Genomic DNA, 12,923 nt, shown 5'->3' with positions numbered 1-12,923 from the left:
ACAAGGTCGTCGCTACATGAAACTACCAGCGACGAGAGCATCAACGAGACAAACGTTTGGCGAAAGCGTATGATATGCTGTTTGTTAATTGAAAACATAATGATTTTTTAATTAAGTAAGCTCATAGCAAATCCGGATCTGCCACGACGCATTTCCCGACTTGCTTTTTACCAGCCATTATTAAAATTATACCAATCCTCCCTGTCGAGATTGCCTTTTCCGGCATCATGGTCGCCGGATGCATCGGTGATAGTTTCTGTAAGCCCGGTGATAGCGTTCCAGTCCTCAAACGTACAGCCACCTTGCAAGATTTCTCCGACACTTACTTGCAGATTGTAAGTAATCTTCTGTCCGGCTTTCCATTCCACATCTTTAAGCACAGTGGAGAGCGTGTGGTCAGCAGCATGGGTGATGTTAACGTATAGCCTGAACTTCATGGTGAGTGTCACATCACCGGCTTCCTTAGGTAAAACTGTAATGGCATCATTATTTTCGAATACAGGTTTAAATACACTGGATTTCGTATCGTACTGATTAACATGTCCCGCGCTCCAATCTTTATAGACGTTTCCACTAAACGTACGACTTCCGGATTTGAGGTTGCTCCAGCCGCCCCTCACAACGTGAGCATCGGTACCGCTGCGGGCATTGGTCTCATTGAGATCATCGGGACGTACATCGTATGAGCCGGAAACGTTGATGCCGTCAAGAACGATTTCAGTAATCTCAATACGGTTATTCTGGTTTGTATAAGCTAACTCTTCGTTATACATGATGCGGATATCAAGCACTGAAAGGATATGCTCGAACGTAAATGATACCGGATCTGCCGTCTTACCCAATTCCTGATCATAACGGCGACGGTGGGTAGCAACCAGAAGGTCGGAGGCATTTTTATAATCAGAGGGATGGGTATAATTGAAACTCAATCCGCCCTCACTGTATTTGACATCTGTAACTGTCCGGGTTTTATTAATAGCCTCAATCGGATGAAGGGCCACGAAAGAGTGGATGTGATTCGGAAACCAGTAAAGAGTCGTGCCATAATTCCATTTTTTTTCGGAACTATTGTATGCGGCCTGACGGCCGTTCATAAGCTCGGTGGGTTCGCTCTCGCCGGTTGCGAGACATACGTCACCATAGACCGCGAAAGGCTTTGCGGTGAGATTGGTAGTGGTTGTCACTGCTGCTCGAGAAGGTTCGGCCGTGACAAAGACCAACTCCTCAGATCCGGCACACTGTGGCTCGGAGTCTTCTGACGAGCACGAAACCATCAGGGCTGCAAGCCCGCAAGCGCAGCATGTAAAGTATTTAAGGTATTTACGATTGTCGATCATTGCGTTACGATTATTTACCGATATTTATAGTGGAATTATTAATAACGGTCAGGTATATCACCTTATGCTCGCCGATAGGGGCGTCCCACTCTTTTACCGTTGTAGAAACTGCGACTTCATTCAAAATCGGTGCTCCGGGATCAGGATCATCCGGGTCATGAAGCCCTACCCCCTTGGAATAATCGAGCAGGTAAGTGTATTCATATCCGGCTTTCCAGTCGGTCGCGATAGGCAGAGCCGCCCAGCCATACTCACGGATTTCCTGAGTTGCAGGAAGGTTATACTCAGAGTCGGCGGTAAAATCAGTATTCGTAAAATAACGGTTGTCGCTTTTGTAAAGACGTTTCATGACACTGCCGGTTGATTTTTCAACCGCCAGATATATCACCGTCATCTTTTGTTCGTCAGAATCATCAAGAGCAGAATCACCGGGATAAGGATAGAGACGGATGCCGGATTTGTCGGTGACGCGTAGCAGAACGCTGAAATACATTCCCTGCCGGGTGTTTGGTGCGTCTTCATGATGATTCCATGCATCGTGAGTGTAAGGGATCACCATAGACCAGCCGCCCTCGCCCATTATGGATGAAGCGGCATTCTCTGAGTTGTTAATGCGCCCGTCAATCGGGATAACTTTGTCGCCTGACTCACAGAAGATATATTCAACACAGTCTCTTACTGGTAATTCATCGAGAATCCACCCCCCTACGCTGTTATCGCCTTCTTCGGGATTAGTAGGCTCGGCAGTGAAGCTGAACGTACCTTCTATAACAGGACGGCCAATTCTCACTCCGGCGATTTCAACGTTATAGGAGGCATTGGTTCCCCACGCACGGAGACCCACACGAGTCATCTGATGCTGGAAGTCGAGATCAACGCCGGAGTAGAGATTGGTAGTCTTAGTGCCCTCGGTTGAGGCAGCGACAAAATCAATATGGCGGGCGATGTCTCTGTTGATTTTGAAATTTTCAAGACGGTAGTCGAAAGTGGATACCGACGAATGATTGGTGAGCACGAAACGAGCGGATGTCTCATCTTCATCGACACTCTGTCGCAGGTCGCTGCGCGATGGATAGAATGCATAGAATTTCAGGAATCCTTGTTTCTCATCTTTATTGCCGGGCCAACGGCATAAATCAGAGCGGAATTTGCCGTTGCCGTCTTGTGTCACTCTTTGCTCGCTGAAATATTCGTTAAGAATTCCATCCGCAGAGATGCTGGTCTCATCTTCAGGACAGAAAGCCGTAACGTCGAATCCTGAGGCGAGAGCACCAAGCATGTCCTTATCTGCCGAGCGGCTGTTGACACCGGGCAACGATACCTGAAAAGAGATTTGGTCATCAACTGCCGATCGACCGCCTGACATATCATCCTGACTGCATGATGACACCAACACAGCGGACAGCGACAGAATTGTGATATATGAAAGTTCTTTCTTATTCATGAATGCAATAGGGATAGATTATGAACCGGGAACGACAACGCCCGAAGACGGTTTTGTCTGCCAGTCTTTTACGCTGACCGAAACGCCAACCTTATCACTTATGATGGGCTTGCCTGCGTCAGGACTATCGGGATCATGGAGACCGACACCTGATGTATAATCAAGCGTGTAAGTATAGACGTATCCCGGCTCCCATTCACCTGTTACGGGGAGTGCGGCCCATCCGAATTCCTTCACTTCTTCATCGGCAGTCAATGTGTAGGCTGATGTGAAAGTTTCGTCGGTGAAGTAGTCGTCGCCATTTTTGTACAGACGGGAGCTGACGGTTTTGCCGGTCAACTTATCGACAGCTAAATATACTTTCGGAATATTCAACGCATCAGAGCCATCGATATTGTGTGTTAAAGGATATTGCTGCTGGCCCTCACCATCTGTGGGTGTTGCATCAACCACTCTAAGAAGCACACTGATGTACATTTGATTTTTTTGATTTTGGCCATCTTCGAGAAAGTCCCATCCGCTATATGTCGCGGGAAGAAGCATTGCGCAGTTGTCGGCAGTGCCGACCTTGCTTCCCATGATGGATACGGCTGCGTCGGCAGTGAGGGGTGAACCGGCTGTTCTGTCGAGCGAAACGATTTGGTCACCATTCCGATAAATATACTCAACTATGCCTTTGCCAAGATAACCGACCCATTGTCCGCCGCCATCGATAGGTTGGAAATCGAATGTACTTTCGACACCGACACCGCCGAGACGCACACCGGCAATCTCTATGTTGCAGCTTTTGTTTGCTCCCCATGCTTGCAGCTCGACGCGACTGAGTTGATGCTCGAAGTTAAGAGTAATGCCTGCGAACAGATTTTTTTCCATAGAGCCTGTGGCGTAGGCAGTGATGAAGTCCTGTTGGTCAGCTATGTCGGCAGCCACACGGAAATCAGTCAGTTTGTAATCAATCGCAAGATCATTACCGTTGAGAGTTGTAGCGTTCACCAATCCGGCACCGTCGGTCATGTCGGGGTAGAATGCGAAGAAGGCCAGATTGCCGTCCTTGCCGGGAGCGGGCCAAAGACACTTCTCTGAGGTCAGTAATTCCAGACCGGCGTCATTAATGATGGGCTCTTGACTGATATACTCCTTCATCAGTCCAGTAGGAGTCACAAGGTCAGGGTCTGCAGGGTTAAATGCTGTGACAAAGAAGTGAGGAAGATTATCATTGGTGACAATCTGAGCTCGGCTTGAGAGGGTGGGAAGCGATGTGCGGAATCTTATAGGATTAGTCTCACTATCGCCGAGATGGGCGGCATCCTCTTCAGAACATGCAGCCAAAAGCAGCGCAGCACTGATCAGGCAGAGCGAAGATTTTATCGTAGTGTTCATATATGCTCAGTTGTTTTTTATTTTACTAAAACGGATACATCGGGTTTTAAACCTGCTACCCAATCGGCAACAGCTGTACCATATTTAGATATAGGCTTTTACCTATGATTGGCTTTTCTGGTTCATGATCTTGAAGTCCTTGCATTCCAAGTGATATTTTGGCTGTCATACGACTTCAGCACAGGTTTATTATGGTTATTATCTCTAAGTATAATTAATAATGGATTAAGAGGTCGTCAGTCATTTGTTTCTATAAAGTAAGTTGCAGTTTATTCATGGATATATTAGGAAAGTTCGGTGACAAACTTAATGCTAAATCATTATCGTTTATTTTTAGATATTTAAATAAAAAATAATAGCATAGCAATCTCCACAAATAAACGGCGATTTACTTCTAATTTTATACAAAATTACGATATTTATATTGTTAACAACAAAAGACAGTCATTAAAATAAGTTAAAACGGACGTTTGTAACCCTCTTCTTCGGAAACGTTTTCCCCACTCTCTCCTATCACAATCCCATTTGTCTGACGCAATTTTTCTCACGGACTCTATAAACTAAAGGTTTTCCTTTTCCATTACTAAGTCAATCTCATCTCCACTGCGCAGATATTTAAAACAATTATACAGGCTGCTATCAAGGATCAAACCTAACTCCATTATAATTGCTAAAATAATACTGTGTCAGAATGGATAAATTCTGACACAGCCATATCTTATTTTCAAGACGCTCTTTCGTAAGGACTAAGAGTAGGATAGGTTTTATCTAATCTCCAATTCTATAGTTCTTGCGTCTATGCCTTTTTCAGACCTGATTCCTGTATATAATATCTACATCAGTCCGGTTGCAAAGGTCCATAGAAATATGAAGCCGTGGCTCCTCCATCAATCAGGAAATCAGCCCCTGTGATGAATGCTCCTTGTGGGCGCATAAGAAGTTCGGCAACGTTTGCCACTTCATCGGCAGTACCCGGCCGCCCTGCAGGGCATTTGGCAAACATGTTCTTATAGAAATCGCCACGCGGACCGTTAAATTCATCAATAGCGAGCGGTGTAACAATAATGCCGGGTGAGATAGAGTTGATTCTCGCCCCACGTTCACCCCATTTCACAGCTTCGGCCATAACGCGCTTTACATTGCAACGCTTAGCCATCTGATAGGCGTGGAGGGTGTCATGGATATTCTCTAGCTGAAGCATAGGCAGCGACAGCAGTTCCTCCGTCGGAGTCATGGCGAGGAGTCGATCCTGATCGGGAGTAAGAGCGGGCATACGGTGTCCCGACTGACTTGAAATCGTGACTCCGGTTCCTCCTTCAGCAATAACTTTCCCCACTTCTTCAAGCAATACAGCCGTGCCATACAGGTCAACATTCAGGATCGCTTCAATGGGAGCTTGAGATGGAGATACGCCGGCGGCATTCACAAGCATTGTTATGTCGCCATACTTTTGTGCCTCGGCAATCATATTTTTGATTGACTCACGGCTCGAAAGATCCATCTCAATTGCTGTTGTATCGAATCCGGCCTTATTCATAATATCAGCGATTGTCTCGGCATTGGTGAGGTTCTTATCACCGATCACAATCTTCATACCATAGCCCATCCGTCGGGCGATCGCCATACCTATCTGACCTGCTCCGGCCAATATCATTACATTCTTTTTCATATCAGTATCTTATACCAAATCCTTTTATTACTTTAGTTGGATTTCCACCTGCAATTGTATTCGGTTCCACATCTTTGGTGACAGCGGCTTTGTCGCATCATCAACATAAGTTGGATCAGACATGCTCATAGCCGCGCCGTCAAGCATTTTATTTATTGCGATCCTTTCAATATTTCGATTAATTAAAATGTAGTGGCTCTAATCTCCGTTATCTTCCATGTACCCCCGACCTTCGTCCAATCAATATCAAGTCGGAGCGGCCATGTGTAGCATCCACCGCCAAACACAGATGCCTCTACGTAGCTTCGTCCGGTCATCGCGGCCTTCTCGCTTGATATTGCTACTGAAATATCCGAGTCGGTGCATGAAAAGTAATTGAGAATTCCGTTCTTGATAGCCCGGAGATACTCACGGCGAGGCTGACGCATACCTGTCATGTGAACCAAAGCAGAATCTTCGGTCATCATTTCTTCGAGCTTCAGAGTGTCCTTGGCTATCATCGCTTCATACATCTCAATATAAAGCTGTTTTAAAAGTTGTTCATCAGTCTGTGCCATGAGTGTCAACGGTATGATAAGATTCAGGAGTATCAGTAGGCTCATTCGGCGGGTGTCATCGGAGGAAAGCAGGTATAGACGAAACGCTGCTCGCGCTCGGCAATCCACCAACGGCCATCAATCTTGACATACTTGTCATAGTAGCGCACCGCATGGAAAGTCATTTTATCCACTCCATTATCTTCGTTGACAAGGGTTGCAATGGCGTAGCAGATACCTGTTGCGTGGGTATCATCAATGAAATCGACCACCTGCTGTCCGTTCTGGTGGAACGATGCCTTGGCTGCGCCGAATGCCTTATATTGAGCAATCATATCCTCTACCGAGGTAATATCCATTCCCAGTTTGTCGCCGAAATAGACTTTCAGTTTGAGGTCAGGACGGAAGATCTCCACATAATAATCCTGATTGTTCTTGTCACTCTCCGTTGCGTAACGGTCAACCAGATCTTTGAGCATTACGCGGTCCTCTAATCGATTTATCGCTTCGCCTGAGCGAAGAATTCTGTTATCCATAATTATTTATTTTGATTAATTTATTTTTGTTTGTTTATCAAAATAACGTGGATGTGAGGACTTTTGATTTTTCAATTCTCCGTCTAAACTTGCACAATTTTACGAAAATCGCTAATTTTACAGCATGGAAAAGCAACTACATAATCTGATAGTTTTCTCCGAAGATTTTAGTCTTATAAACTCTCCGGCATTCTATGACTGCATAGTCCACTTGATCTGTACTGAAGGAACTGGTAATTTTTTGTACAATGACCACCGTTTCACTTTGTGCAAGAACGATATCGCAGTCATATCACGACCCCGTCTGGTGACGGAAACAGGTTGTGACGACAGCTTCAGATGTGAGTATGTAGCTGCTCCGAATAAGTTTCTTCACAGTCTGCTGCCACCCAACAACTATTCTATACAGGGATGTGTAAGCTTATTTGACAATCCTATAATCAATGCAACAGATATGGATGCCTCGCGTTTCAGGTCAGACATAGCTAATATCAATAATAGGATTGATAATATCGATCATCTTTTCTATCAGGAATTGATGGGTAGTTTGCTCCAGACAATGATCTATGATCTGTTTGATTTCCATGCTAAAACAAATGAGAATATCCTGACTACTGATCGCATAGGATATATTACCACCCAGTTTTTCAATCTGATAGCGGGAGGACGGCCGAAAACACAAAGAGAAGTGTCGCATTATGCTGCTCAACTCCATGTGACTCCAAAATATCTGTCAGACACTATAAAGCGTGTGACCGGAACGAATGTTTCGACTCATATCAACAATGCGGCAACTGCAATCGCTCTGGAATATCTTAAAGACAACACCATGTCTATCTCGCAGATCGCGGATGAAATGAATTTCTCGTCGCTGAGCTATTTCAGCCGTTTCTGTGTGAAGCATATCGGTATGTCACCTGCTAAGTTCCGGACTGCAGGTGCAAAAGACTGATCAACAAGTTGATTTTTACACAGCATCATGAAATTTATGAACCGGAAGATTGACCCCGTTTCGGATTTTAAACTAAACGGCCTCTAAATCGGTTAAGTATAATAGATAATAATTTGCTAACCATCAATTTGAAAACTACTCTATGTCATATACTCCAACGTTAGATAATGTGATTGAATGTGCACGGATGGCCGGAGAGACAGCCATGAAGTATTTCCGTCACAAGGACCGGATGAATGTTGAGAATAAGCTCAACGACAGCGATATAGTCACTACTGCCGACAAGGAATCAGAAGCTGTTGTAAAGAATTATGTCAAGACCCATTTCCCGACTCATGCCATACTCTCGGAGGAATCGGGAGAGACTGACGGTGCAGGTGGCTACCGTTGGGTGATCGATCCTATCGACGGTACAACCAATTTCTTTTCAGGCATTCCGTTGTGGTCAGTTAGCATAGGCGTAGAGCATAATGGCGAGCGTGTCATTGGCGTTGTATTCATGCCGGCGACAGGCGAACTTTTCTATGCTTCCAAAGGCCACGGCGCGTTTCTCAACGGACGTCCCATCCATGCTTCGGCTCAGGACAAACTCTCGCGCTCTGTCATATCCACCGGTTTCCCTGTGGATAAAGGTGACAATCCCGATAATAATCTTGACAATTTCGCAGCGATAATGCCGAGAGTCAGAGACATACGTCGCCTCGGATCTTCGACGGTGGATATATGCTACACCGCAGCCGGATTTCTTGACGGCTACTGGGAGCTCAATCTTCATGAGTGGGATGTCAACGCAGCATCACTCATTGCAGAAGAAGCGGGAGCGATATTCACACGTTTCCGTCCGGATCGCGGTATCTCCGTAGTCTGCGCTCCCCCCGCAATTCATGAGCAACTCATGGCACTGATCTCACAAAAGCCCGGAAAATAAAAAAACACAATTTCCAATTCATAGAAAAAAGTGATAAGGTCGTATCGAAATGGATAAATTCTTGTTTGTAGGGCCAGCGCAAGCCCTACAAACAAGATGAATTTTGACACAGCCCCATCACTTTTCAATCAATAAGACCGTTAGAAAATTCTCATCTCATGACTTATGGGGATTATAACTTCTTACCGTTAAGCATGAGATCGGCGTTACGGCTTCCGGTCACTGATTTCGTGAGAGGTTCCCCGACGGTAGTGAGATCACTGATAGTAATATCACGTGAATTATTTATACCTACTGTCGGACCTTCGGCAATTTCGAGTTTAAGATTACGGATTGTCAGACGATCTGTCTCATTAATCTGTGCCCCGTAGCGTGCATTGATCGTACAATCCTCTATAGTGACATCGCTCAAAGGCATTTCAGGCAGTCCCTGAAAGAGAATAGCGCGTCCGGCTTCACGGCAAACCACATTCCTGATATGGAAATTACGGAACACAGGTGTATCGGCGGTGACAGGACGAGGCTCGACATCACCTGTCAGTTTCGGCTTCTCCTGATAATACATATCGAAGAGTATAGCCTCACCGTCAATGTCGTTCATCACGACATCATCCACATACACATTTTCCACTATTCCGCCGCGGTCACGTCCGCTCTTGAAACGCAGGCCGGTATCAGTGTCGATGAAACGGCAGTGACGGACCAGAAGCCTCTCCATTCCGCCGGCCTCATCCGATCCGATCACGAATCCACCATGACCGTGGAACACTGTACAGTTTTCAATTATTATGTCGGATGTCTGACCACGTTTCCGACCCGGATCACCTACACCGCTTTTCAGACAGAGTGCATCATCGCCACAGTCAACCGAACTATTGACAATCAATGCACGGCGGCATGAACTCAGGTCAATGCCGTCACCATTCTGAGCATTCCAAGGACAGCGGACATTGATACCATCGAGAATTATATCCGTGCAGATGAACATATTCACATGAAAACTCGGTGAATTCTGGAACGTGACACCCTGAAGCAGAATGTGGTCACAACCGACGAAACGAAGGAGACGAGGACGTTTCTGTCCCTGCTCATCGTTGGCCGTGGTCGGATACCATATATTTCCGTCGTCTGACAGCGTACCACCAGAACGCACGAACTTGTTCCACTCCCACTCGCCGAACTTCATTTTCTTGACCGGACGCCACACCTCTCCATTGCCGTCAAAGATCCCCTCTCCGGTAATGGAAAAATTGCTTTGATGCGAGGCATTGATTGGAGCTGTCACGAGCTTGCTGACAGTTCCCTCATCCGGAGGAAGTACCTTATAGAGATTCCTGTCGGGCGAAAACACCACAAGGGCATTGCGCTCCACATGGAGATCAATGTTGCTCTTCATGGTGATCGGACCTGTCAGCCACACACCGTCACCGACAATTAGATGCCCACCGCCAAGATCAGCCAAATGATCTATTGCCTTCGCAAAAGCCTCGGTATTGAGGGTGATTCCATCACCTACCCCACCGAAATCCTTGAGGTTGACCGTGCGGTCCGGGATCACGGGTGATTTCACCTCCTGAGTCTCGAAAGGAAGATTCCTGTAATAGCCGGAATAATCCGCAGATGCGGCGGGAATAGCTGTAAAAAAGGCTGACACTAAGCCTAATGCCAGCCCTAAAAGTTTATGTGTCATTATTTCTCGATTGAAACGTTTTTCACACCTTCACCTTCCTTGATCTTTTCACCGGGGGTGGTGATTGTGACATTTTTAAGGGTCAGACCGTCAACATGGTTAAGCTCAATACCTGAATCGGCACGGAAATGAGAATTTGTGATGACCACATTCTTCATAGGCATTTCAGGCAGACCGTTGAACAGAGCTGCACGCTTGGCCGAACGACAGGTAACATCGTTGATGTACATGTTGCGGAACGACGGTGTCTCCTCGCTGACTTCCGGGACAGGTGCACCGGGCTTGATGCCGTAATAGAGATCAAAAATAAGAGCGTCTCCGGCGATGTCTGACATCTTGATGTTATCGACATAGATATCCTCGACAACTCCACCGCGTCCGCGGGTTGATTTGAAACGCAGACCGACATCCGTACCGATAAACACGCAGTTGCGCACGACGATATCCTTGCATCCACCCGACATTTCCGAACCGATCACGAAACCTCCGTGACCGTGATAGACGGTGCACCCTTCGATCAGCACATTTGAACACGGGATGCCACGCTCACGACCATCCTTATCCTTGCCGGACTTGATACACATGGCGTCGTCACCCACGTCAAAGCGACTGTTGAGAAGCAGCACATCCGTACATGATTCGATATCCACACCATCGCCGTTCTGCGCATACCAAGGATTGCGCACATTAACATTGTCGATGATCAGGTTCTCACACAAAAGCGGATGGAGATTCCAAGCGGGTGAATTTTCAAAAGTCGCATCCTTCAGCAGGACATTCTTACAACCGATGAACGACAGCAGGACCGGACGGAGGAAATCATGTGCGTAATCAACGGTAGCTTTATCGCCACGGTGCACTTTGGCCTGAAGATCGCGGTTTTCATATACATCACGGATACGCTCATTGGGAAACCAGATGTCACCTTTGGCGTTGACACAACCTTTTTTTGTAAGATTGCGCCACTGATCGGCTGTCATCTTACCCTTCTTCACCGGACGCCAATTCTGACCGTTGCCATTGATTGTTCCGTCACCGGTAATGGCAATGTCGTGTTTCTGACGCGCGGACAGCGGTGACATGGCACGATGGGTCGAAACTCCCTCCCAGTCGGAAGCAAGAGCCGGATAGTCGGCGAGATTCTCACTGAAAAGCACGAGAGCTCCGCGCTCAAGATGCAGCTCGATGTTGCTCTCAAACTGTATCGGGCCTGTGTACCATATACCTTCAGGTACAACCAGACGGCCACCACCCTTTTCGGCAAGATGGCTCATGGCTTTGGCAAAAGCCTCGGTATTGAGAGTAACGCCATCATTCTGTGCACCGAAATCTGTTATCTTAACCTCATAGTCCGGGATCACAGGAGCTGTAACCGGGTTAAGCTTGATGGGAAGATTACGGTAATACTGATTGTAGTCCGCAGCCTGCAAGCTGTCGGCCAACGCAGTCAGGCAGAGGCCGAGACCAGCCAACAGACCGATTTTTGATAAAATTTTCATGGTCAATATATTAATGTGATAAAATTTTCATGGTTTGTGTCAGTATGGACAAACTCCGGGTGATTTTGACACAGCATCATTTCAGCCAGTAGCCGGCATCCGGCAAGCAAATCAGATTTTTACTTCCTCCTGAAAAGCCAATCCAACTGACCTTCTGCCCTACAAAGGTAGGGCTTTTTAACGAAAGTAGGAAATTTTAACCTATACATGAATTTTTTGACACGAAAAAAGAGAGTAACTTATGCACATTTTGTCCACGTTTCCCAATCGCACGTTAGGGACTGTAAATCCACATTAACTAATCTTTCTTTCCCGCATCCAAAACATTCTCATAGCTAAAACAGTAGATTATTAAAAATCCGTTGTGTACATCCCAAATTTTTAGTAATTTTGCACTCGCAAACCTACGCCGATGGCGATATATTCGTCGGCTGGGTGGGTTTGAGATATATTTCAAAAGCGTTTACTTGCGCTTGATTCTTGGTCGCTTCAGAAATCTGGCAGTTTCAAAAGCATCGTCAAGAATGAAGTAACGGTAGATGTCTCGGGTATGATTACTATACCCATGGGAGGATTGTGCCTTTTCGGCATGGCCACCTTTGGCGTATCATATATCATACGGCGTAGGCTCTGCGTTACTCGTTCTACGATGTGACGGCTATGCCAGATGCCTTGAAGCGACAGGACGGGTAACAAGTACAGATCCTGCGCTTTTTTTGTTCAACTAATAATATCAGTCCGAATGGGATCTATGGACATTTTCAACGAACGGAATAAATGGCCTTCCTCGCGTTCAAAATCTTTGATTACGAGCATACTGCCGAGAGAGAACAGTATCGTACAATTTGCAACTTGCTTCGTTCAAGATATGAAGTAAGTGATGAATTATGCGTATTCATCGCGAACTATAATATATTTGATTGCGAACTCGACGGTATATTAATCAAATCAG

The 12,923-nt window shown here is 46.1% G+C and carries 10 protein-coding genes; 2 read left to right on the top strand and 8 right to left on the bottom strand.

The features are described 5' to 3' along the window. Positions 1–167: 167 nt before the first annotated feature. From K2G41_RS05700 to K2G41_RS05675, 6 genes are all read right to left on the bottom strand, one after another. A complete protein-coding gene (locus K2G41_RS05700; protein ID WP_300116286.1) occupies positions 168–1,337 on the bottom strand; it encodes a fimbrillin family protein in 1,170 nt (389 codons plus the stop codon). 10 nt (positions 1,338–1,347) lie between these two features. Then, the gene (locus K2G41_RS05695) at positions 1,348–2,781 is read right to left on the bottom strand and encodes a fimbrillin family protein (RefSeq protein WP_300116284.1); all 1,434 of its coding nucleotides are present in this window, start codon (positions 2,779–2,781) and stop codon (positions 1,348–1,350) included. A gap of 18 nt (positions 2,782–2,799) precedes the next feature. Next, on the bottom strand, positions 2,800–4,161 hold the full coding sequence (locus K2G41_RS05690) for a fimbrillin family protein (protein WP_300116281.1): 1,362 nt from the start codon (positions 4,159–4,161) through the stop codon (positions 2,800–2,802). 838 nt (positions 4,162–4,999) lie between these two features. After that, positions 5,000–5,830 carry an SDR family oxidoreductase gene (locus K2G41_RS05685; protein ID WP_300116278.1) on the bottom strand — a complete coding sequence of 277 codons (831 nt, stop codon included), beginning with the start codon at positions 5,828–5,830 and terminating at the stop codon, positions 5,000–5,002. Positions 5,831–6,012: 182 nt separating this feature from the next. Then, the gene (locus K2G41_RS05680) at positions 6,013–6,432 is read right to left on the bottom strand and encodes a nuclear transport factor 2 family protein (protein ID WP_300116276.1); all 420 of its coding nucleotides are present in this window, start codon (positions 6,430–6,432) and stop codon (positions 6,013–6,015) included. Next, entirely contained in the window at positions 6,429–6,902 is a 474-nt protein-coding gene (locus K2G41_RS05675; RefSeq protein WP_300116273.1) for a nuclear transport factor 2 family protein, read from the bottom strand. The genes K2G41_RS05680 and K2G41_RS05675 overlap by 4 nt, the downstream gene beginning before the upstream one ends. Positions 6,903–7,026: 124 nt before the next feature. Here K2G41_RS05675 and K2G41_RS05670 point away from each other — a divergent pair, with 124 nt between their 5' ends. Then, positions 7,027–7,854 carry a helix-turn-helix domain-containing protein gene (locus tag K2G41_RS05670; RefSeq protein ID WP_300116270.1) on the top strand — a complete coding sequence of 276 codons (828 nt, stop codon included), beginning with the start codon at positions 7,027–7,029 and terminating at the stop codon, positions 7,852–7,854. 142 nt (positions 7,855–7,996) lie between these two features. After that, a complete protein-coding gene (locus K2G41_RS05665) occupies positions 7,997–8,782 on the top strand; it encodes an inositol monophosphatase family protein (RefSeq protein WP_300116268.1) in 786 nt (261 codons plus the stop codon). A gap of 172 nt (positions 8,783–8,954) precedes the next feature. Here K2G41_RS05665 and K2G41_RS05660 read toward each other — a convergent pair whose 3' ends face one another. Both K2G41_RS05660 and K2G41_RS05655 read right to left on the bottom strand, forming a co-directional pair. Continuing rightward, a complete protein-coding gene (locus K2G41_RS05660) occupies positions 8,955–10,472 on the bottom strand; it encodes a glycoside hydrolase family 28 protein (protein ID WP_300116265.1) in 1,518 nt (505 codons plus the stop codon). Further along, positions 10,472–11,971: a glycoside hydrolase family 28 protein gene (locus K2G41_RS05655; protein ID WP_300116262.1), complete on the bottom strand. Its 1,500-nt coding sequence runs from the start codon at positions 11,969–11,971 to the stop codon at positions 10,472–10,474. The genes K2G41_RS05660 and K2G41_RS05655 overlap by 1 nt, the downstream gene beginning before the upstream one ends. Positions 11,972–12,923: the final 952 nt, after the last annotated feature.

Source organism: Duncaniella sp. (assembly GCF_029056165.1).
Taxonomy (GTDB): Bacteria; Bacteroidota; Bacteroidia; order Bacteroidales; family Muribaculaceae; genus Duncaniella.
Note: the sequence above shows the minus strand (reverse complement) of the source record. Positions and strands in the feature narration are given on the sequence as shown.